Raw genomic sequence first — 21,472 nt, 5'->3', positions numbered from 1 at the left:
GACAAGGTGGTAAAGATGACCATCGCAATGGCAGTGTTCGACACCGGGGGGCTGGCCCCTGCCGAGCCGCGCGGCGTGGTGCAGCATCCGCCGCAGAAGGCTGCGCAGCCTTCGGCGCAGGCGCGGGCCGAGGCGCAACCGAGCCTGCAATTCGAGGACACCGCCGCGGCCTATGAACATCCGCCGCTGAGCCTTCTGACCTCGCCCGAAGCGATCACGCGCCATCCGCTGTCCGACGAGGCGCTGGAGGAAAACGCCCGGATGCTGGAAACCGTTCTGGACGACTATGGCGTCAAGGGCGAGATTGTCAGCGTCCGCCCCGGCCCCGTGGTGACGATGTATGAACTGGAACCGGCGCCGGGCCTCAAGGCCAGCCGCGTGATCGGGCTGGCCGACGATATCGCACGGTCCATGTCGGCGCTTTCGGCGCGTGTCTCGACCGTACCGGGGCGCTCGGTCATCGGGATCGAACTGCCCAACGAAAAGCGCGAGATGGTCGCCTTCCGCGAGATTCTGTCGACGCGTGACTACGGCGACGGCAACCAGAAGCTGCCATTGGCGCTGGGCAAGGACATCGGCGGCGACCCCATCGTCGCGAACCTGGCCAAGATGCCGCACCTGCTGATCGCGGGGACCACCGGGTCGGGCAAGTCGGTGGCGATCAACACGATGATCCTGTCGCTGCTTTACAAGCTGTCGCCGGACGAATGCCGCCTGATCATGATCGACCCCAAGATGCTGGAGCTTTCGGTCTATGACGGCATCCCGCATCTGCTGTCGCCGGTCGTGACCGACCCCAAGAAGGCCGTGGTCGCGCTCAAGTGGGTCGTGGCCGAGATGGAAGAACGCTATCGCAAGATGTCCAAGATGGGCGTGCGCAATATCGAGGGCTACAACGGCCGCGTTGCCGATGCGCTGGGCAAGGGTGAGATGTTCACCCGCACGGTGCAGACGGGCTTTGACGACGAGACCGGCGAGCCGGTCTTCGAGACCGAGGAGATGGCGCCCGAGAAGATGCCCTACATTGTCGTCGTGGTCGACGAGATGGCCGACCTGATGATGGTCGCGGGCAAGGAGATCGAGGCCTGCATCCAGCGCTTGGCGCAGATGGCCCGGGCCTCGGGCATTCACCTGATCATGGCGACGCAGCGGCCTTCGGTCGATGTCATCACCGGCACGATCAAGGCCAACTTTCCCACGCGGATTTCCTTCCAGGTCACGTCGAAGGTCGACAGCCGCACGATCCTGGGCGAACAGGGCGCCGAGCAGCTTCTGGGGATGGGCGACATGCTCTATATGGCCGGTGGGTCCAAGATCACCCGTGTGCACGGGCCGTTCTGTTCCGACGACGAGGTCGAGGAAGTGGTCAACTACCTCAAGGCCTTCGGGCCACCGGACTACAAGTCGGGCGTGGTCGAGGGCCCGGCCGACGACAAGGAGGCGAACATCGACGCCGTGCTCGGTCTGGGCGGCAACACCGGGGGCGAGGATGCCCTCTATGATCAGGCCGTGGCGATCGTGGCCAAGGATCGCAAGTGTTCGACATCCTATATCCAGCGCAAGCTGGCCATCGGCTACAACAAGGCCGCGCGGCTGGTCGAGCAGATGGAGGAAGAAGGTGCGGTCTCTCCGGCCAACCATGTCGGCAAGCGCGAGATTCTGGTGCCCGAACCGGGGTAGGCGTGGCCGCAGGGCAAGCCGCCCCGGCCGTCCTGCCCGTCCGGCCGCCCGCTATCGGATAACCGCCGGCGTGAAATCGCTTAGCGACCGCCGTTCGGGCATCGTCGTTGCCATCCCCCGGGTGCAATGCCCCACCGACCATATTAGGTAACCCCCATGACTATGATCACACGCCGCCGTCTGCTATTCATCGCCCCGCTGGGCATGGCCGTGCTGGCCGCCGGGCCGGGCCAGGCGCAGCAGCTTTCGCTGAGCGAAATCTCGGGCTACCTCAATTCGTTTGACACCGCCGAGGGCCAGTTCACCCAGATCAACGCCGATGACACGATCTCGACCGGCACGATCTTTATCCGTCGCCCCGGGCGGATTCGGTTCGAATACGATCCGCCCGAACAGGCCATGGTGATCGCCGGGGGCGGCCAGCTCGCGGTATTCGACCCAAGGTCAAACACCGGCCCGGACCGCTACCCGCTGCGGGAAACGCCGCTCAAGATCATCCTGCAGGACGATATCGACTTGTCCCGCACCAACATGGTTACCGCGCATACCAGCGACGGAACCACCACCAGCGTCACCGCGCAGGACCCGGAAAACCCGGACTACGGCAATATCCAGCTGGTCTTTACCGGTGACCCGGTCCAGTTGCGCCAATGGGTCATCACCGATGACACGGGGCGCCAGACGACAGTCGTGCTGGGCGATCTTGTCACGGGGGCGCAGGTGCCCAACATCCTGTTCAACATCCGGGCCGAGATGCGCGACTGGCCGGAGTGACGCCGCCCTAGCGGTAAGCGCGGCAGTTGCGCAGCTGCGACTCGTAGAGAACGGCGCGCTGATCCACCTCGTCGGCGATGCGCATGAGCCAGGCCTTGCCGCGATAGCTGCCCCGGTTAAACCCGGTGCGCCCCTCGTGGTAGGCCAGATACTGGTTGCGCGTGTCGTTCAGCGGCACGCCCGTTTCCTGGACCGTGGCGGTCATGTACCAGCCCATGAAATCGACCGCGTCGCGGATATCGGTGCGCCGGGCGCCGCGGCCGCCGCGGTCGCGTTCGTATTCGGCCCAGGTTCCGTCCAGCGCCTGGCTGTAGCCCAGCGCCGAGGATTGCCGCCCCGTGGGGATCACACCCAGCGCATAGACATGCGGCGGGCGGTTGTCCGAGATGAACTTGCTTTCCTGATAGATCATGGCCATCAGCACATGGGTATCGACGCCCCAATCGTGCTCGGCTGCGCGGAAGGCCCGCGTGTAATGGGGCCGTTCCTCCAGGATGGAACAGGCGTTGTCGAGGTCACGGGGCGCAATGCCGTCCCGGGCGCCACAGCTGCCAAGGAGCAACAGGACCAGTCCGACGCGAAAGAGTCTGTTCATCTGCCTCTCGCTATTTTTGTTTTATTAAAGTCAGTCTAGCCGATCCGAGGCCCTGTGGGAACCTGCGATCACACGTGCGTCGATCACGAATGCCAGCCACAATGGAAGATAAGGCCTCGACAGCGGTGGCAGTCACCTCCGCCCGTCCCACAGGATCAGCCGGACCAGTGCCGCGCGCCGTCGGCGGGAAAACCGGGGCTGAAATCCCGAGGACGGTCAGGGCGAGCTTCACAGACAGTTTCCCATGATTTATATCCGCGGTTCATGGACATCGGGCAGTGTTCGTTTTAGTACCCCGACAGGAAACGAGCGACCATGATGAAAACACGCGCCAAATATTACCTCGGGCAAGTCGTCCGTCACCGCAAGCATCCGTTTCGCGGTGTCGTCTTTGACGTTGACCCCGAGTTCGCCAATACCGAGGAATGGTACGAGTCCATTCCCGAAGAGGCGCGCCCGGCCAAGGATCAGCCGTTTTACCACCTGCTGGCCGAGAACGATCAATCCTACTACGTCGCCTATGTGTCCGAGCAGAACCTGGTGGCGGATTACTCGGGCGAACCGGTGGACCACCCCGACCTGGGCGAGCTTTTCGGCCCCTTCGAGGATGGGTATTACCCGCTGCATTTCCAGTTGAACTGAGGCTTTGGCCGGTCTTCTGCCTGCCCTGGGCCGCGTCGGAGCGGTCCGTGCTCAAGGTGCCGGGCGGGTCACATCGCACCGGGGAAAGTCTGGCGTCGCCGGCAAGGTCGCGCCGGCGGAGATATACTTATGAGGGTCACGCTTCTTGACGGTGGCATAGGCCAGGAGATGGTCAAGCGTGCGGGCGACAGCCCCACGCCCCTGTGGTCCACGCAGGCGATGATGGATCATCCCGGCCAGCTGCAGGCGATCCATCGGGAGTATTTCGACGCAGGTGCCACCATCGCTACGGCCAACACCTATGCCGTTCTGCGGGATCGGCTTGCGAAAGCGGGGATCGAGGACCACTTCGCGGCACTTCAGTCCGCGGCCCTGGCCGAGGCCCGGGCGGCCGCCGCGGGCCGGGGTCGTGTCGCCGGAGCCATCGGGCCGCTGGTGGCGACCTATCGCCCGGAGACCCATCCGCCCTTTGCCGAGGCCGTGCCACAGTATGCCGAGGTCGCGCGGCTCATGGCCGACCGGGCGGACCTGATCCTTTGCGAGACGGTTGCCTCGCTCACACATGCCCGGGCGATCCTCGACGGCGCGCTGGCGGCGGGAAAACCCGTCTGGGTCAGCTTCACCGTGGACGACGAGGACGGCAGCCGCCTGCGCTCGGGCGAGCGGGTGGCCGAGGCCGCCCGCGCCGTGGCAGACGGGGGAGCGGACGCGATCCTGGCCAATTGCGCGGCCCCCGAGGCGATGCCGGCCGCCTTGGATGCCATCGCGCCCACGGGCCTGCCCTGCGGGGCCTATGGCAATGCCTTCACGCAGATCACCAAGGATTTCCTGCGCGACGATCCCACCGCGGACAGCCTGCAGGCCCGCCCCGACATGGACCCGGCGTCCTATGCCGACCACGCGCTGTCCTGGCTGGATCACGGGGCAACGATCCTGGGCGGCTGCTGCGAGACGGGTCCGGCTCATATCGCCGAGATCGCCCGCCGCCTGCGCGCGGCCGGACACCGGATCGCCTGAGCCGGGGCCACGACGAAATAGGGTCGGCCGGCTTGCACCCAGGCGGGACTTGCGCGAGGCAGGCGCGCATGAGCGACACCTACGCCCCGCCCGACACGCCGCTGGAAATCGTCCATGACGATCACGAGATCCTGCTGGTGGACAAGCCCGCCGGCCTGTTGTCGGTGCCGGGCAAGGGGCCGCACCTGGCCGATTGCCTTCTCGCGCGGGTGCAGGACGTCTGTCCACAGGCGCTTCTGGTGCACCGTCTGGACCGGGATACATCCGGCCTCATGGTCTTTGCCCTGACGCCCCATGCCCAGCGACACCTGGGCCAGCAATTCGAGAAACGCCGCATGAAGAAGACCTATGTCGCCCGTGTCGCCGGGCGGCTGACGCCCGGCAGGGGCACCGTCGACCTGCCCCTGATTGTGGACTGGCCCAACCGCCCCCGGCAGATGGTCGACCACGAGGCCGGCAAGCAGGCGGTCACCGACTGGCGCGTGGTCCGCGCGACTGACGCGGAAAGCCGCGTGCGGCTAAGTCCCCGGACCGGGCGGAGTCATCAACTGCGCGTCCACATGCAGGCGCTGGGCCATCCGATCCTGGGCGATCCGTTCTATGCCGATGGCGCGGCGCTGGATCATTCGCGCCTGATGCTGCATTCCGAGGCCCTGCAATTGCGCCACCCCGACGGCGGGCGCGCGGTCAGGTTCCGCGCGACATGCCCGTTCTGAGGGGCGCACGGCCCGTGTCGCGGTCCGCGACACCCTGTCACTGTCCACCGGGGGCTGGTATCCTTGGACTGAATATATATGTAGACCTTGTAATGATTTGAAACCGCAACGGAAGGAGCCCGACCAATGGCCCTGCGCATCAATGACCAGATCCCCAACCTGACCGTCGAAACGGACATGGGCAGCTTTGCCCTGCACGATTACTTCGGCGACAGTTGGGGGATCGTCTTCTCGCACCCCAAGGATTTCACGCCGGTCTGCACCACCGAATTCGGTGCCGTAGCCCAACTGGCCGACGAATGGGACAAGCGCGGCACCAAGGTGCTGGGCGTCTCGGTCGACGCCGTGGCCGAGCACAAGCAATGGAAGGCCGACATCGAGGGCCACGCCAGCGCCAAGGCAGGCTTTCCCATTGTGGCGGACACCGACCTCGAGCTGTCCAAGGCCTTCGACATGCTGCCGGCCGAGGCCTATCTGCCCGATGGCCGCACGCCGGCCGATACGGCCTCGGTGCGCTCGGTCTTCATCATCAGCCCCGACAAGAAGGTGCAGTTGATGATGACCTACCCCATGTCCGTGGGCCGGAACTTCGCCGAGGTGCTGCGCGCGCTGGACGGGCTGCAGGCCACCTACGGCACCCCCATCGCCACCCCTGCCAACTGGGAAAAGGGCCAGGACGTCATCGCCGCCTTGTCGCTGGACGATGCCAAGGCGAAAGAGAAATTTGGCGAGATGCGGGTCGAATTGCCCTATCTGCGCTGGGTCAAGGAACCGGGCTGAGCCTCCGGCGCAGCCGCTCCGGGGCTCGCCCGGGGCGGCCATCCCCCGACACTCGGTGACGATCTGCACGAATCCGAGACGACGGGGGGAATGAATGTTCGCCATCATGACAGAGGTCGACCTGAAACCGGGCGCCGGCCCCGAGGTCGCCGCGCTATTCGACGCGACCAATCCGGACCTGGTGCGGGATCAGCCCAATTGGTTGGGCGCGGAAATGCTGCTTGACGCGGAGGCCCTTCAGGTCGTCGTGATCGCCCACTGGCGCGACCCGGCCGCCTACCGGGCAATGGCCGAGACGCCGGTCTTTCGAGACACCATGCAGCGTTTCGCCGCCGATTTCGCCGGGCCCGCGCGGACCCTCCGTCCAATTCTTGGCGTGACAGACGACGGCTATCTTGCAGAACGCGCTTATATCACCCCAAATGATACATCGTCTTCACGGCTTCGCGCAGTTCTGTCGTGGAAATCCCCTCAGTTCGGGGGAGGTAAACAACCCTACAAAACTGTCTAAGGTGATCGAACGCGCCACGCCAGTCATCCCCGATTCCAAATACTTGCACGTTCTCTTTTATGACGTCTTCTTCCTTCTGTTCCCATGAGTTTTCGGGAATGATCTTGCTCACAAATTTGCACGCGTTCAGAATTTCACACCTTTGGTCATATGGCATTACACATTTCTTGCCTTTGAGGGTGTTGAACTCATCTGTGGAACAGCCAACGATCAAACGATCCCCGTATCCCGAAAGTCGGCGTAGGAGGCGGACATGGCCGATGTGAAAAAGATCGAATGTCCCGTAGGTAAGAACGGTGCTCATCGATGTCATTGCCTTTCAAAGAGCCTTGATACGGCTTGCTTCCGAACCGACCACCAATAATTCTTTAGAAAGCTGCGAAAACGGATACGTGCCTCGCGCCAAGGGAAGGCAAAATCAGCATCTGGCTTTTCCCAACTCGACCCATAATTGAGTTCAAGCATTTTCTCAGGCTCAGCTGGGGCGGGAAAGCCCACGCCATTTAACTCCAATGTTTTCAGCGGAAAAAGGTCAGCCTCGTTCAGTTCGCCATAGGTATGCGGCCAGATAAAAAGCTTGCCATTTTTCACCCAGGTCGGGAACAGATCGACGACAATGTCACTTGGCAAAGTTATTTTCAGCACAGCGCTATTGAAGGAAGTTTTAATTTTTATATCCGGCCGAGAGGCGAGTATCCTAAAAATAGAAAGAAACTCCCTGACAGCATTTTTATCGTTTTCTGACGATAGAATTATACCTAAATCGATATCGTCATCGTGGCCTATGAAAGACCCTTCTCGTACTGCACCAAGCAGAGTTCCAGAGTTGATAAAGACCTTCTGACCCTCATTCTGCAGTGTTGTAATGATTTTTTGTAACTCATCAGCAGCCTTGAAATTATCGTGAGCTGCAAACTGAATGAAATAATTTTTCGCATGTGGCCTGGCAAAATCAAGAGCATGATCAACCCGATTAGAAAAATCTTCGGCTTTTTCTGGTTGGTTATTCTCTGCCCAATATCGGATGATATCCTTGCGCAAGGACCGCACCCTGGCGCTGCGCACGCGTTTTAGGCAATAGGTGATCACAACGCGTTCTGTCCATTCGACGCCGCGTTCGGCACGCGGGACGCGCTGAAGCGGTCGGCGCAACTCTTTCACGCTTAAAGACCGCGCGGCATCGGGATCTCTGGCCTGATCGTCGAATATTCGCATATGGTCCCAAGACGTCGGGCTTGGAGGCCGTGTGTTCACGCGCAATTTTCGGGGACGATAAAGTCGGGGCAAAACGGTGCAAAGCACGTTTATCACAATTTCGTGACAGCTACCAGCCTGAGCGTGCCGTGTCAAGTGAACTTGGTGATGCTCCGCGCTCTTGGGAACATATTTACACGCGCCGATCGCGTGGTCCCGCGCGCTGCCTGGGGAGCGATCGCGACATATATGACAAAAAGCCCCGGTCGCCGGACCGGGGCTTTCGCGTTTTCAGGGGGACAGGCGGTTATTCCGCGTCTTCCTTTTCCGTCGTGGCCTCTTCGCCGGTCTCCTGGTCGACCACCTTCATCGACAGGCGGACCTTGCCGCGGTCGTCGAAGCCCATCAGCTTGACCCAGACCTCCTGACCTTCCTGAAGCACATCCGAGGGATGGTTCAGGCGGCGGTTCTCGATCTGGCTGACATGGACCAGCCCGTCGCGCTTGCCGAAGAAGTTCACGAAGGCGCCGAAATCGACGATCTTGACGACGGTGCCCTTGTAGATGTGCCCTTCTTCGGGTTCGGCCACGATCGAATGGATCATGTCATAGGCCTTCTTGATGGCTTCGCCGTTGGGCGAGGCGATCTTGATGATGCCCTCGTCGTTGACATCGACCTTGGCGCCCGAGACCTCGACGATCTCGCGGATCACCTTGCCGCCCGAGCCGATCACTTCGCGGATCTTGTCGGTGGGCACCTGCATCGTCTCGATGCGCGGCGCGTGGACCGAGAAATCGCTGGCCTCGGACAGGGCCTTGCCCATTTCGCCGAGGATGTGCATCCGGCCCTGCTTGGCCTGGGCCAGCGCTTTTTGCATGATCTCGGGGGTGATCCCCGCGACCTTGATGTCCATTTGCAGCGAGGTGATGCCGGTCTCGGTGCCCGCGACCTTGAAGTCCATGTCGCCGAGGTGGTCCTCGTCGCCGAGGATGTCGGTAAGGATGGCGTAGTCGCCGTCGTCTTCCAGCACCAGGCCCATGGCCACACCTGCGACCGGCGCCTTGAGCGGCACGCCGGCGTCCATCATCGACAGCGACCCGCCGCAGACCGAGGCCATGGAGGACGAGCCGTTCGATTCGGTGATCTCGGACACCAGACGGACCGTGTAGGGAAAATCGGTTGGGGCGGGCAGGACGGCCTGAAGGGCGCGCCAGGCCAGCTTGCCGTGGCCGACCTCACGCCGTCCCGGGGGGCCGACGCGCCCGGCTTCGCCGACCGAGTAGGGCGGGAAGTTGTAGTGCAGCAGGAAGTTGGACTTGTAGGTCCCTTCCAGCGCGTCGATCATCTGTTCGTCGTCGCCGGTGCCCAGCGTTGTCACGACCAGGCCCTGGGTCTCGCCGCGGGTGAACAGCGCCGAGCCATGGGTGCGCGGCAGCAGGCCGGTTTCGCAGACGATGTCACGCACCTCGTCGAGCTTGCGTCCGTCGATCCGCTTGCCTTCCTTGACAACCGCGCCGCGCAGGACCGTGGACTCCAGCTTTTTCAGCGCGGCACCGAGGTTCGGGTCCGCCTGCTGCTCTTCCGACAGGCCCTCTATGATCTCGGACTTGACGGCGGCAACGGCGCTGGTGCGTTCCTGCTTGTCGAGGATCGCATAGGCCTCGCGCATCCGGGATTCGCCCGCGGCGGCCACGATGGCGTAGAGGTCCGCGTAATCGGGCGGGGTGAAATCGAAGGGCTCCTTGGCGGCGTCCTCGGCCAGGTCGATGATCGTGTCGATGACAGGCTGGATCTGCTCGTGCGCGAAATTGACCGCACCCAGCATCTCGTCCTCGGTCAGCTCGTAGGCCTCGGACTCGACCATCATCACGGCGTCCTTGGTGCCGGCGACGACCAGGTCGAGGCGCTGCTCGGGATTGTCGCGCAGCTTGTGCATGTCGTCGAGGTCGGGGTTCAGGATATATTCGCCATCCTCGTAGCCGACGCGGCAGCCGGCGATCGGGCCCATGAAGGGGGCACCGGAAATCGTCAGCGCGGCGCTGGCGGCGATCATGGCCACCATGTCCGGGTCGTTGACCAGGTCATGGGACAGCACGGTGCACATAACAAGGGTTTCGTTCTTGAACCCGGGCACGAAGAGCGGGCGGATCGGGCGGTCGATCAGGCGCGCGGTCAGCGTTTCCTTCTCGGTCGGACGGGCCTCGCGCTTGAAAAAGCCGCCCGGCACCTTGCCGGCGGCATAGTATTTTTCCTGATAGTGGACGGTCAGCGGGAAGAAGTCCATTCCCGGCTTGGGTTCCTTGGCATAGGTCACGGCGGCCATGACCGAGGTTTCGCCGAGGGTGGCGATGACGCAGCCATCGGCTTGGCGGGCGATCTTGCCCGTTTCCAGTGTCAGCGTTTCCTCGCCCCACTGGATGGATTTTTTCACTTCTTTGAACATCTGTCGTTTCCTGTCTGAGGGCGCTCCCGGCGTTCCGGGTCCCTCGTGTCATTGGCGGCCCCATTGCCGCCGACCCCTCTCATCATCTCATGCGCCGGGGTCCAGAGCGTCACGTTTCAGATGGTCATGCTGATACAGTAAAAACATGCCTCTGAAAAGCACGCGATGCCGCCCGCGCCGGGTCAGAAGACTGCGTGATCGCCCCGGTCATCCGTGGCACGGCCCGCGAGCAGGGCCGCGTAGTGGTCGCGCAGGTGGTGCGTGCCGAACGACGGGGTGGCCCGTGGGTCCGGTTGGCCGGTCGTCGAATCCAGCACCAGCATCGACTCGGTCGCGTAATAATGCCCGGTGCGGGCGAATTCCGCCCGGTCGGCCATGCGCGCCGAAACCCGCCCCAACACGTCGAGACCGCCCGCGATGCCGGTCAAAATGCGCGGCGATACCGCGCGATACCGCGGTGTTTGACCGGTCAGCGTGAACAGCATCTCGCCCATGTCGCGCGGCGTCAGGGCCGGACCCGGCCCGCCGATGGGCAATATGCGGTTGCGCAGGTCCGGCTCGGTCACGCAGCGCTCCAGATAGGCCGCGAGATCGTCGTCATGGATCGGTTTGCAGGCGGTCAACCGCCCGTCCCCGAAGATCAGGTACGGCTTGCCGTCGCGCACCCGCGTGACCTGCCCGGACAATGACTTGAAAAAGGCGGTGGGCCGCACGATCGTGTGGTCCAACGGGGCCTCGGCCAGCGCGATTTCGAAGGCCAGCTTGGCATTTTGGAACGCCAGCCGCGGTTTCTGGACGCACAGGGCGGACAGCAGGATCATGTGCCTGATGCCCGCCGCCTGCGCCGCCGACAGCAGGTCCATGTGGGCCCGATAATCGACGGCCCAGGCGTCCTGCGGCGCGCCGGTGCGCGAGGCCAGACAGGACAGGACCACATCGAACCGGTCATCGCGCAGGCCGTCCTGGCGGATCGAGCGCGCATCGGTCGGGTCGCCCTCGCGTAGGGTGATCCCGGGCAGCAGGGCCTCGGCGTCAGGCCGGGGCCGGATCAGCGCCGTGACGCGGTGACCGGCCTGCCGCAGGGCACGGGCGGTGGCCCGGCCGATGGTGCCGGTGGCACCGACCAGAAAGACATCATGCGGGGTCGTCATGCCTCGGGTCTACGTCATAGGGGCATGACGACACAAACCCGCAGTTGCCATTCCGGGCCAAGGCAAGGATCGTGGCGCAATGTCTGCCTTGCTGCCCCGCTTGGCGTGCCCTAGCGCAGCGCGCGGCCCTTCAAGATGGCATCGGTGCCGAAACGGGTCTTGATCCTGTCCAGCGCGCGTTCCGCTTCTGCGCGGCGGCTCGCATCCGGGTCCAGCAGGTCGCCCTCGCGGTCGGCGTCGGTGGCCGGTGTCAGCTCGGAAATTCCCACGCCCAGCAGGCGGAACGGACCCTCGGTGGCGGTCCCGTCGAAGAGCGACCGCGCGGTGCGGTAGATCGTGTCGGCCAGTTGCGTGGGCTGGTGCAGGCTCTGGCGGCGGGTCAGGCTCTTGTGGTTGGCGCGCTTGAGCTTGAGGGTCACGACGCGCCCCGCCTTGCCCTTGGCCTTGGCCCGCGCGCTGACCTTCTCGGCCATGCGCCAGACGTGGCCGTCCAGGATGTCCGGGTCGGCGGTGTCCTCGGGGAAGGTCGTCTCGTTGGACAGGCTTTTGACCGGACTGTGGGCGCTGACCCGGCGCGCGTCCTGTCCCCGCGCCAGATGCCAGAGCCGGTCGCCCATGCCACCAAAGCGGTGCTGCAGGTCGCGCAGGTCCCAGCGCAGCAGGTCGTCAAAGGTGCGGATGCCCGCGCGTTCAAGGCTGTCTTGTGCCGCCGGGCCGATGCCCCAGATCAGGCGCACCGGCTGGGTGTGCAGGAACGCCATGGTCTCGGCCTGGCCGATCACCGAGAACCCGCGCGGCTTGTCCAGGTCGCTGGCGACCTTCGCCAGAAACTTGTTGTGCGACAGGCCGATCGAGCCGGTGATCCCGATCTCGTCCTTCATGCGCTTGACCAGCCGAGCCAGCATCACGGCCGGCGGGGCGCCGTGCAGCCGCGCGGTGCCGGTCAGATCCATGAAGGCTTCGTCCAGCGACAGCGGCTCGATCACCGGGGTCAATTCGTCCATCAGGGCGCGCACCTGGCGGCTGACCTCGACGTAGCGTTCCATCCGGCCGCGCACCACGATGGCCTCGGGGCAGAGTTGCAGCGCCTTGAACATGGGCATGGCCGATTTCACGCCCTTGATGCGGGCCACGTAGCAGGCGGTGCTGACAACGCCGCGCCGTCCGCCGCCGATGATGACGGGCTTGCCTTCGAGGTCGGGATTGTCGCGCTTTTCCACGCTGGCATAGAAGGCATCACAATCCATGTGCGCGATGGTCAGATCGAACAGTTCGGGATGCGAAAGCACGCGCGGCGACCGGCAGGCCGGGCAGCGGGTGCCGGTCTCGAAATCATGCAGGCAGTCGCGGCACAGGCTGGGCATGGGCCGAGGATACAGGCGCGTCGTGGCCGAGTCAGCCGGAATCGGCGGTGTGCCTTTACCGTGCGCCCATCTCTGCGGTGATCGCGCGGGCTGCCGCGCGCGGGTCGGCGGCCTGCCAGACGGGGCGACCCACCACGACGTGATCGGCCCCGCCCGCGATGGCCTGCGCCGGGGTCGTCACGCGTTTCTGGTCGCCCGGGTCGCCTCCCGCCGGGCGCACGCCAGGGGTGACGATCAGCTTGCCGGCGGCCTCGGGCAGGGCGCGGATCAGGGCGGCCTCCTGCGGGCTGGCGATCACGCCATCGGCCCCGTTCGACAGGGCGATGCCCGCGCGTTCCTGCACCAGGTCGGTCATGTCGCCCGGTTTGATGCAGCTGGCGTCCAGGTCGTCGCGGTCCAGCGAAGTGAGGATCGTCACGGCGAGGATCTTCATGTCGGTGTTCCCGCGCCCCTGGGCGGCGGCGCGCACCACATGCGGGTCGCCATGCACGGTCAGGAAATCCAGATCGAACTGGGCCAGACCACGCACCGCGGCCTCGACCGTGGCGCCGATGTCGAAAAGCTTCATGTCCAGGAAGATGCGCTTGCCCTGTTCGTCCTTGAGCTCGTTGGCCAGGGCCAGCCCGCCCCCCGTCAGCATCCCGAGGCCGATCTTGTAGAAACTCACCGCGTCGCCCAGCGTGCGGGCCAGTTCCAGCCCTTGCAAGGCGTCGGGCACGTCCATGGCAACGATCAGGCGGTCATCGGCGGGGGTCTGGGGCATTGGGGCGGTCCTTTTCCTGGTTGCGCCCAAGCAGGTGCCTCCTGGCCTTGCGAAGGTCAAGCCGGAACGGGTTTGCCTGGGTGGGACAGCTTGAAAACATATCCGCCTTTACCCATTTATTCGACGAGGCCCACGAAGGGGCGCGCCGCGTGACGGGCGCCTCGCAACAGGGCGCTTGGAAAAGGAGAAAGCTCATGAACTTGGAGAAGTTCACCGAGCGGTCGCGGGGGTTCATTCAGGCCGCCCAGACGATCGCCATGCGGGAAAGCCATCAGCGGATGGTGCCCGAACACCTGTTGAAAGCCCTGATGGACGATGACCAGGGATTGGCCGCCAACCTCATCAATCGCTCGGGCGGCAGCGCGCCGCGCGTGCAGGAGGCCATCGACCTGGCGGTCGAGAAACTGCCAAAGGTGACCGGCGATGCCGGGCAGGTCTACCTGGATTCGGCGACCGGCAAGGTTCTGGCCGAGGCCGAGAAGATCGCCAAGAAGGCAGGCGACAGTTTCGTTCCGGTCGAACGGATGCTCATGGCGCTGGCCATGGTGAAATCCGGCGCCAAGACCGCGCTGGAGGCCGGGGCGGTCAATGCCCAGGCGCTGAATGGCGCCATCGAGGACATCCGCAAGGGCCGCACCGCCGACAGCGCCAGCGCGGAAGAGGGCTATGACGCGCTCAAGAAATACGCGCAGGACCTGACCGAGCGCGCCAACGAGGGCAAGATCGACCCGATCATAGGTCGGGACGAGGAAATTCGCCGCGCCATGCAGGTGCTGTCGCGCCGGACCAAGAACAACCCGGTCCTGATCGGCGAACCGGGCGTCGGCAAGACCGCCATCGCCGAGGGGCTGGCGCTGCGCATAATCAACGGCGACGTGCCGGAATCGCTGCGCAACAAGAAGCTGCTGGCGCTGGACATGGGCGGGCTGATCGCCGGGGCGAAGTATCGCGGCGAATTCGAGGAACGCCTCAAGGCCGTTCTGACCGAGGTCACCGAGGCCGCGGGCGAGATCATCCTGTTCATCGACGAGATGCACACGCTGGTCGGCGCGGGCAAGACCGATGGCGCCATGGATGCCGCCAACCTGATCAAGCCCGCCCTGGCCCGCGGCGAGTTGCACTGCATCGGGGCGACGACGCTCGATGAATACCGCAAGCACGTCGAGAAGGACGCGGCCCTGGCCCGCCGGTTCCAGCCGCTGATGGTCGAGGAGCCGACCGTCGAGGATACGGTCTCGATCCTGCGCGGCATCAAGGAAAAATACGAGATGCACCACGGCGTGCGGGTCTCGGATTCGGCGCTGGTCTCGGCGGCGACGCTGTCGGCGCGTTACATCACCGACCGGTTCCTGCCGGACAAGGCCATCGACCTTGTGGACGAGGCCGCCAGCCGCCTGCGGATGGAGGTCGATTCCAAGCCTGAAGAGCTGGATCAGCTCGACCGCCAGATCCTGCAATTGCAGATCGAGGCCGAGGCGCTCAAGAAAGAGGACGACAGTGCCTCCAAGGACCGGCTGGAAAGGCTGGAAAAGGAACTGGCCGACCTGCAGGACCGCAGCGCCGAGATGACCGCCAAGTGGCAGTCCGAGCGGGACAAGCTGGAAAGCGCGCGCGACCTCAAGGCCCAGCTGGATCGCGCCCGCGCCGACCTGGACATCGCCAAGCGCGAGGGCAACCTGCAAAAGGCGGGCGAGCTGTCCTACGGCATCATCCCGCAGCTTGAAAAGCAGCTGACCGAGGCCGAACAGGCGGAAGGGGCCGGGGGCGTGATGGTCGAGGAAGCGGTGCGCCCGGAACAGATCGCCGCCGTTGTCGAACGCTGGACCGGCATTCCGATGTCCAAGATGCTGGAAGGCGAGCGCGAGAAGTTGCTCAAGATGGAAGCCGAGCTCGGCCGCCGCGTGATCGGGCAACGCCAGGCCGTCACGGCCGTGTCGAACGCCGTGCGCCGGGCGCGTGCGGGCCTTCAGGACGAGAACCGCCCGCTGGGCTCGTTCCTGTTCCTCGGGCCCACCGGTGTCGGCAAGACCGAGCTGACCAAGGCGCTGGCCGAATACCTGTTCGATGATGACCAGGCCATGGTTCGGATCGACATGTCCGAGTTCATGGAAAAGCACGCGGTCTCGCGCCTGATCGGCGCGCCGCCGGGCTATGTCGGCTATGACGAGGGCGGCGTTCTGACCGAGGCCGTGCGCCGGCGGCCGTACCAGGTTGTCCTGTTCGACGAGGTCGAGAAGGCGCATCCGGAAGTCTTCAACGTGCTGCTGCAGGTGCTTGACGATGGCATCCTGACCGATGGTCAGGGCCGTCGGGTGGACTTCAAGCAGACGCTCATCGTGCTGACCTCGAACCTGGGGTCGCAGGCGCTCAGCCGTCTGGAGGAAGGCGGCGATGCTGCGCGGGCCAAGCAGGACGTGATGGATGCCGTGCGCGCCCACTTCCGTCCCGAGTTCCTGAACCGGCTGGACGACCAGATCGTCTTCGACCGGCTGGACCGTGCGGACATGAGCGGGATCGTCGATATCCAGCTGGCGCGCCTGCAGAAACGGCTGGCCCCGCGCAAGATCACGCTGGAGCTGGACGAGGAGGCCCGCAAGTGGCTGGCCGAAGAGGGCTATGACCCGGTCTTCGGGGCGCGCCCGCTGAACCGCGTGATCCAGGTCGCCCTGCAGAACCCGCTGGCCGAGGCGCTTCTGGGCGGCGAGATCAGCGACGGGGACACCGTGCCGGTAACCGTGGGGCCCGAGGGGCTGCTGGTCGGCGAACGACTGGGCAGCACCGAACGGCCCAAGCCGGACGACGCGGTCGTCCATTGACCAGCCTAAATTGAGCAAAGGCCCCGCCATCCGGCGGGGCCTTTCGCGTGTCAGGCGGTCAGGACCATCCCGTCTCGCCCGATGTGCGGCGGGCCGGACCAGTGCTTGCGCACCTCGTTGGTCAGGATCTATGTGGCCTCTGTGACCCGGGCCGTATCGCGTGGCCGCCCTCGTCTCGCATCAGCGTGACCTCTGCGGCCATCGGCCCTTCCGGTTGCCGTGCCCTCGCAGTCTTGCCCGGGCGCGCGCAAAAGAAAAGCCCCGCCGAAGCGGGGCTTTCCACGCCGCGGTGGTCGACGATTATTCGGGCATGATCACCTGGTCGATGACGTGGATCACACCGTTCGAGGCCTCGATGTCGGCCGTGGTCACGGTGGCGCCGTCGACGGTGACGCTGTCACCGACGCCGATGGTTACTTCGGCACCGTTCACGGTTTCGGCCATCATGCCATCGGAGAGATCCCCCGACATGACCTCGCCCGGCACCACGTGGTAGGTGAGGATGGCGCTGAGCGCCTCGGTGTCCTCGAGCAGGCCCTCGACGGTGCCCTCGGGCAGGGCGGCAAAGGCTTCGTCCGTGGGGGCGAAGACGGTGAAGGGGCCATCGCCCTTGAGCGTCTCGACCAGGCCGGCGGCTTCGACAGCGGCGACGAGGGTGGTGAAGTTGCCGGCGTCAACGGCGGTGTCGACGATGTCCATCGAGTGGCCGGCGGCGAAGGCCCCGGTGCCGAAAGTGGCGGCGGCGGTGGCGGCAATGAATGTGCGACGTAGCATGTGTGGTCCTCCAAAGTCGTTGTCGTTCGCCCTTGCCCAGTCGGGCAGGGCGGTCATGCCCTCATTGGCACTGGTCCTGTTACGCGGCCAGTTTGCGTTGGATTACAGGGGATTTCCGCCGACAGCGTTTGACGAAATGGCCGCGCCGGCTAAGCCACGGCTCGCGGGCGGATCAAGTCACGACCTGGTGAAACCCTGTGATGACCCGTGATCGGGACATGCCGTTTCGACCGACGCCAGGGGCATCGCGGAAGGCGACAACCACGCTATGTCGTGACAGTGTGATCTGCGAAAGGAGACCGTCCATGTTCTCATCCTTCGCCCTGACCGTGCTTGAGGGGCTGGCGCTGGTCCTGGTGTTCGTGCTGGGCCTCGGTCTGCTGGCGCTGGTTGTGCTGTTCGTGCTGGACCGGAGTCAGCGCGGCGATGCGATCCGCCGCAATTATCCGGTCATCGGACGGTTCCGGGGGCTGTTCACCACGCTGGGCGAATTCTTCCGACAGTATTTCTTTGCCATGGACCGCGAGGAACTGCCCTTCAATCGGGCGCAGCGCGACTGGGTGAAACACGCGGCGGAAAAGGACGGGAACACCGTGGCCTTCGGATCGACCCGCAGCCTTGCGGTGGTCGGCACGCCGCTCTTCGTCAACGCGGCCTTTCCGCCGCTGGACAATCAATATGCCAGCACCGAACCGCTGGTGATCGGCCCGGGCGCGCGGCAGCCCTATGCGGCCGGGTCGATCTTCAACCTGTCGGGCATGTCCTATGGCGCGCTGTCGCAACCGGCGGTGCGGGCGCTGTCGCGGGGCTGTCGAAAGGCGGGCATCTGGATGAACACGGGCGAGGGGGGTCTCGCGCCCTATCACCTGGAGGGGGGCTGCGATCTCGTCTTTCAGATGGGCACCGCGAAATTCGGCGTCCGCGATGCCGAGGGCAACCTGGACGATGCCAAGCTGCGCGAGCTGGCCGCGCACGAGCAGGTGCGCATGGTCGAGATCAAGCTCGCCCAGGGGGCGAAACCCGGCAAGGGCGGCATCCTGCCCGCGGCCAAGATCAGCCCCGAGATCGCGCAGATCCGGGGCGTGGTGCCCGGGCAGGATGCGATTTCGCCCAACCGGCACCTCGAGGTCGACAACTGGGACGACCTTCTCGATTTCATCGGCCACGTGCGTGAGGTTTCGGGCCTGCCCACCGGGATCAAGACGGTCATGGGCACCGAGGGCGCCATGGCGGGGCTCTTCGAGGCCATCCTGGCCCGTGGCGCCGAGACCGCGCCGGATTTCATCACCATCGACGGGGGCGAGGGCGGCACCGGGGCTGCGCCCATGCCGCTGCTCGATCTTGTCGGCATGTCCATCCGCGAGGCCCTGCCGCGCCTGGTGGACCTTCGCGATGCCCACGGTCTGCACGATCGCATCCGCATCGTGGCCAGCGGCAAGCTGGTCAACCCCGGCGACGTGGCCTGGGCGATCTGCGCTGGGGCGGATTTCGTCGTCTCCGCGCGGGGGTTCATGTTCAGCTTGGGCTGCATCCAGGCGCTCAAGTGCAACAAGAATACCTGCCCTACCGGCGTGACGACCCATGACCCGCGCCTGCAGAAAGGCCTCGTGGTCGAGGAGAAGGATGCCCGTGTCGCCGCCTATGCCCGGCAGATTGTCGAGGAGGTCGAAACCATCGCCCATTCCGTCGGCGTGACCGAGCCGCGTCGGATGCGCCGCGCGCATGTGCGGATCGTGCAGGCCGACGGGGCCTCGGTGCCCATGGACCGGCTTTATCCGGGTTACAGCGAACTGGCGGCATCGTGACCAGAGTTCAAGTGCCCTTCGCGCGCCCAAAGTTAAGTAAGCAGACAAACAAAGGAGATGGACCATGGCCCACCGCTGGACGAACGACCTGACCCATGAGGACGTGACGCCGAAACCGCTCTGGCTGAACCGGCGCCAGCTCATTGCGGTGCTGTCGGCGACCGGTGCGGCCGGGATCGGGGGGCCTGTGGCCGCCCAGGACAGCCTGGAGCCGAACACCTGGGAAGAGATCACCACCTACAACAACTTCTATGAATTCGGCACGGGCAAGGGCGACCCGGTGCAGAACGCGCCCGCGATGGAGACCAGCGGATGGCAGGTGACCGTCGATGGGCTGGTGGACAACCCGGGCACCTATGACCTGGCCGACCTGATCGGCGACATGGAAACCGAAGAGCGCATCTATCGGTTCCGCTGTGTCGAGGCCTGGTCCATGGTGATCCCGTGGAACGGGTTCGAGCTGGCCGACCTGCTGGCCAAGGTGGGTGTGCAGGAGGGGGCCAATTACGTCGCCTTCGAGACCGTGGTGCGCCCGGATGTCATGCCCGGCGTGCGCCGCCGCGTTCTGGACTTTCCCTATGTCGAGGGGTTGCGGCTGGATGAGGCGATGCACCCGCTCGCCTTCATGGCGACAGGGATCTACGGTGAGACGATCCCGAACCAGAACGGCGCGCCGCTGCGTCTGGTGGTGCCGTGGAAATACGGCTTCAAGTCCATCAAGTCGATCGTGCGCATCTCGCTTGTGGCCGACGAGCCGCCGACCAGCTGGAACAAGGCCAGTGCGCGCGAATACGGGTTCTATAGCAATGTGAACCCGAACGTGGACCATCCGCGCTGGTCCCAGGCCACGGAACGGCGCATCGGTGGCGGGATTTTCTCGCAGCGGCAGGACACGCTGATGTTCAACGGCTATGACGAGGTGGCCAGACTCTATGACGGCATGGACCTGACCGAGTTTTTTTGATGTCGCTGGCCGACCGCATCAACACCGCCCTGCGCCGGCTTCCTGCGTGGCCAATATATATACTGTGTGCAGGATGGGCGGTCTGGGTGTTCTACCGCGGGGCCACCGGTGGCCTCGGCGTGGAACCCGTGGAGGCGCTGGAGCACGAATACGGCGCCATGGCGTTGAAGCTGCTTGTCGCGGGGCTGGCGATCACGCCGCTGCGCCGCCTGGTGGGGGTCAACCTCATCAAGTTTCGCCGGCCCGTGGGTGTCTCGGCCTTCTTCCTCGTGCTGGCGCATCTGTTGGTATGGGCCGTGCTGGACGTGCAGAGCCTGGATCGGATCTGGGCCGACATCTTGAAGCGGCCCTATGTGACGGTCGGAATGGCGGCCTTCCTGCTGCTGGTGCCCCTCGCCTTGACCTCGAACAACAAGGCGGTCCGCAAGCTGGGGCCGAAGTGGCGGCAGTTGCACAGGCTGACCTATCCGGCGGCGGTGCTGGCGGCGGTGCACTTTCTCTGGCTGGTGAAGGGATTTCAGCTTGAGCCCTTGATCTGGCTGGCGGTGATTGGCGTGCTGCTGGTGCTGCGCCTGCGTCCGAGTCGCCGGCCTGGCGGGCGTCCGGCCGCCTCGCACGGGTGACTCGCAGGCCTGCGCAGGCGTGAATCGCGCCGAAGCCGGCGGAATCGGTAATGGGGTACGCGGTGACTCGCGATTTTATCGGTGCGCGGGGGGGGGTGACTCGGCAATGATTCCTGCATCGGCCCGGTGGGTCTTGGGGATATTCTTGTGGGCAGCACTATATGTAGCTCGCCCACACCCCAGAGGACGGTAACAAAATTACGACATGGCCGGCCGCTACGCAGCATTCTTCAAGCAACCTACGGAAAACAAAGAAAACTTGGGCGAATCCCAAAAAATCGAGCTGCGGCTGAAAAAACCTCTTGCGGACCCCGGCACCAAACCGTAAATACCCCTTCACCGGCGGCGCTGAGGCGCACAACGGGACGCCAGACGGGGCAGCGGCGACAAGCCAAGGCCAACGAGACGTAAGAAACATCAGAGGTAATCGAGGCGGGGCGCGCCAAGGAAGTTAGGGCGCATCCAGTCGATTTTGTCTCTACGCTCTTTGAAATCGCAAGTATCTGAAGAGATATGTGGGCGGTTTGGTTCAAATCGATGGATCAACACCTGCATATCGCGCTCCTAGGTTTACGCCGATGATGGAGTGTCAGCTTCACTGTTTGGACGGTTTCCGGTTTCTTATGAAACCAGAAGCACAACAGACAGATGACTGTCCCGTTTGAACACCGGGACGATGTGCAGAGGTTCGAACGTCAAGGATACGCTGGCAACAGCGTTTCAACTTGAGAGTTTGATCCTGGCTCAGAACGAACGCTGGCGGCAGGCCTAACACATGCAAGTCGAACGAAGCCTTCGGGCTTAGTGGCGGACGGGTTAGTAACGCGTGGGAATGTACCCTTCACTACGGAATAGTCCCG

The 21,472-nt window shown here is 64.4% G+C and carries 20 protein-coding genes and 1 rRNA gene (1 of these 21 running past the window's edge); 13 read left to right on the top strand and 8 right to left on the bottom strand.

The features are described 5' to 3' along the window. Both ACH107_RS11110 and ACH107_RS11105 read left to right on the top strand, forming a co-directional pair. Positions 1 to 1,680 (top strand): DNA translocase FtsK (locus ACH107_RS11110; protein WP_412505910.1); only part of this gene is annotated, 1,680 nt, incomplete at its 5' end. Positions 1,681 to 1,836: 156 nt separating this feature from the next. Continuing rightward, on the top strand, positions 1,837 to 2,454 hold the full coding sequence (locus ACH107_RS11105; RefSeq protein WP_310691705.1) for an outer membrane lipoprotein carrier protein LolA: 618 nt from the start codon (positions 1,837 to 1,839) through the stop codon (positions 2,452 to 2,454). A 7-nt stretch (positions 2,455 to 2,461) separates the two neighbouring features. Here ACH107_RS11105 and ACH107_RS11100 read toward each other — a convergent pair whose 3' ends face one another. Then, entirely contained in the window at positions 2,462 to 3,049 is a 588-nt protein-coding gene (locus ACH107_RS11100) for a lytic transglycosylase (protein ID WP_310691704.1), read from the bottom strand. A gap of 315 nt (positions 3,050 to 3,364) precedes the next feature. Between ACH107_RS11100 and hspQ the strand changes: the two genes are divergently transcribed. The 5 genes from hspQ (at position 3,365) to ACH107_RS11075 (ending at position 6,715) form a co-directional block, all read left to right on the top strand. Continuing rightward, the gene (hspQ, locus tag ACH107_RS11095; protein ID WP_310691703.1) at positions 3,365 to 3,691 is read left to right on the top strand and encodes a heat shock protein HspQ; all 327 of its coding nucleotides are present in this window, start codon (positions 3,365 to 3,367) and stop codon (positions 3,689 to 3,691) included. 129 nt (positions 3,692 to 3,820) lie between these two features. Next, positions 3,821 to 4,708 carry a homocysteine S-methyltransferase family protein gene (locus tag ACH107_RS11090; RefSeq protein ID WP_310691702.1) on the top strand — a complete coding sequence of 296 codons (888 nt, stop codon included), beginning with the start codon at positions 3,821 to 3,823 and terminating at the stop codon, positions 4,706 to 4,708. 68 nt (positions 4,709 to 4,776) lie between these two features. Next, positions 4,777 to 5,424, top strand: a complete 648-nt coding sequence (locus ACH107_RS11085) for an RluA family pseudouridine synthase (RefSeq protein WP_412505909.1) — start codon at positions 4,777 to 4,779, stop codon at positions 5,422 to 5,424. Positions 5,425 to 5,550: 126 nt separating this feature from the next. Continuing rightward, positions 5,551 to 6,204 (top strand): peroxiredoxin, encoded by a 654-nt coding sequence (locus ACH107_RS11080; protein ID WP_412505908.1) that lies wholly within the window; start codon positions 5,551 to 5,553, stop codon positions 6,202 to 6,204. A 94-nt stretch (positions 6,205 to 6,298) separates the two neighbouring features. Continuing rightward, positions 6,299 to 6,715 carry an antibiotic biosynthesis monooxygenase family protein gene (locus ACH107_RS11075; RefSeq protein ID WP_412505907.1) on the top strand — a complete coding sequence of 139 codons (417 nt, stop codon included), beginning with the start codon at positions 6,299 to 6,301 and terminating at the stop codon, positions 6,713 to 6,715. Here the strand turns inward: ACH107_RS11075 and ACH107_RS11070 are convergent. From ACH107_RS11070 to pyrF, 6 genes are all read right to left on the bottom strand, one after another. Further along, positions 6,618 to 7,019, bottom strand: a complete 402-nt coding sequence (locus ACH107_RS11070) for an adenylyltransferase/cytidyltransferase family protein (protein ID WP_412505906.1) — start codon at positions 7,017 to 7,019, stop codon at positions 6,618 to 6,620. The two genes, ACH107_RS11075 and ACH107_RS11070, sit on opposite strands and share 98 nt — an antisense overlap. A 5-nt stretch (positions 7,020 to 7,024) precedes the next feature. Then, a complete protein-coding gene (locus ACH107_RS11065; RefSeq protein ID WP_412505905.1) occupies positions 7,025 to 7,930 on the bottom strand; it encodes a LicD family protein in 906 nt (301 codons plus the stop codon). A gap of 286 nt (positions 7,931 to 8,216) precedes the next feature. Further along, on the bottom strand, positions 8,217 to 10,352 hold the full coding sequence (gene pnp, locus ACH107_RS11060) for a polyribonucleotide nucleotidyltransferase (protein ID WP_412505904.1): 2,136 nt from the start codon (positions 10,350 to 10,352) through the stop codon (positions 8,217 to 8,219). A 182-nt stretch (positions 10,353 to 10,534) separates the two neighbouring features. Then, positions 10,535 to 11,503 carry an NAD(P)H-binding protein gene (locus tag ACH107_RS11055; RefSeq protein WP_310692053.1) on the bottom strand — a complete coding sequence of 323 codons (969 nt, stop codon included), beginning with the start codon at positions 11,501 to 11,503 and terminating at the stop codon, positions 10,535 to 10,537. Between the two features lie 110 nt (positions 11,504 to 11,613). Then, a complete protein-coding gene (locus ACH107_RS11050; protein ID WP_310692052.1) occupies positions 11,614 to 12,867 on the bottom strand; it encodes a DNA polymerase IV in 1,254 nt (417 codons plus the stop codon). Positions 12,868 to 12,922: 55 nt separating this feature from the next. After that, positions 12,923 to 13,630: an orotidine-5'-phosphate decarboxylase gene (gene pyrF, locus ACH107_RS11045; protein ID WP_412505903.1), complete on the bottom strand. Its 708-nt coding sequence runs from the start codon at positions 13,628 to 13,630 to the stop codon at positions 12,923 to 12,925. Positions 13,631 to 13,824: 194 nt separating this feature from the next. Between pyrF and clpB the strand changes: the two genes are divergently transcribed. Continuing rightward, the gene (gene clpB / locus ACH107_RS11040; protein WP_412505902.1) at positions 13,825 to 16,446 is read left to right on the top strand and encodes an ATP-dependent chaperone ClpB; all 2,622 of its coding nucleotides are present in this window, start codon (positions 13,825 to 13,827) and stop codon (positions 16,444 to 16,446) included. 300 nt (positions 16,447 to 16,746) lie between these two features. Here clpB and ACH107_RS11035 read toward each other — a convergent pair whose 3' ends face one another. Beyond that, entirely contained in the window at positions 16,747 to 17,220 is a 474-nt protein-coding gene (locus tag ACH107_RS11035; RefSeq protein WP_310692049.1) for a fasciclin domain-containing protein, read from the bottom strand. Positions 17,221 to 17,525: 305 nt separating this feature from the next. Here ACH107_RS11035 and ACH107_RS11030 point away from each other — a divergent pair, with 305 nt between their 5' ends. The 5 genes from ACH107_RS11030 to ACH107_RS11010 form a co-directional block, all read left to right on the top strand. After that, a complete protein-coding gene (locus tag ACH107_RS11030; protein WP_412505901.1) occupies positions 17,526 to 19,025 on the top strand; it encodes an FMN-binding glutamate synthase family protein in 1,500 nt (499 codons plus the stop codon). Between the two features lie 64 nt (positions 19,026 to 19,089). After that, the gene (msrP, locus tag ACH107_RS11025) at positions 19,090 to 19,989 is read left to right on the top strand and encodes a protein-methionine-sulfoxide reductase catalytic subunit MsrP (protein ID WP_310692047.1); all 900 of its coding nucleotides are present in this window, start codon (positions 19,090 to 19,092) and stop codon (positions 19,987 to 19,989) included. Beyond that, entirely contained in the window at positions 19,989 to 20,612 is a 624-nt protein-coding gene (gene msrQ / locus ACH107_RS11020; RefSeq protein ID WP_310692045.1) for a protein-methionine-sulfoxide reductase heme-binding subunit MsrQ, read from the top strand. The genes msrP and msrQ overlap by 1 nt, the downstream gene beginning before the upstream one ends. Positions 20,613 to 20,817: 205 nt before the next feature. Further along, positions 20,818 to 20,940: a hypothetical protein gene (locus ACH107_RS11015; RefSeq protein WP_310702771.1), complete on the top strand. Its 123-nt coding sequence runs from the start codon at positions 20,818 to 20,820 to the stop codon at positions 20,938 to 20,940. Between the two features lie 393 nt (positions 20,941 to 21,333). Beyond that, positions 21,334 to 21,472: ribosomal RNA gene (locus tag ACH107_RS11010) — 16S ribosomal RNA — on the top strand (it continues 1,322 nt past the right edge of the window).

Source organism: Roseovarius halophilus (ex Wu et al. 2025), from assembly GCF_047086965.1.
The sequence above is the reverse complement of the archived record's forward strand: the minus strand, read 5'-3'. Positions and strand labels throughout refer to the sequence as shown.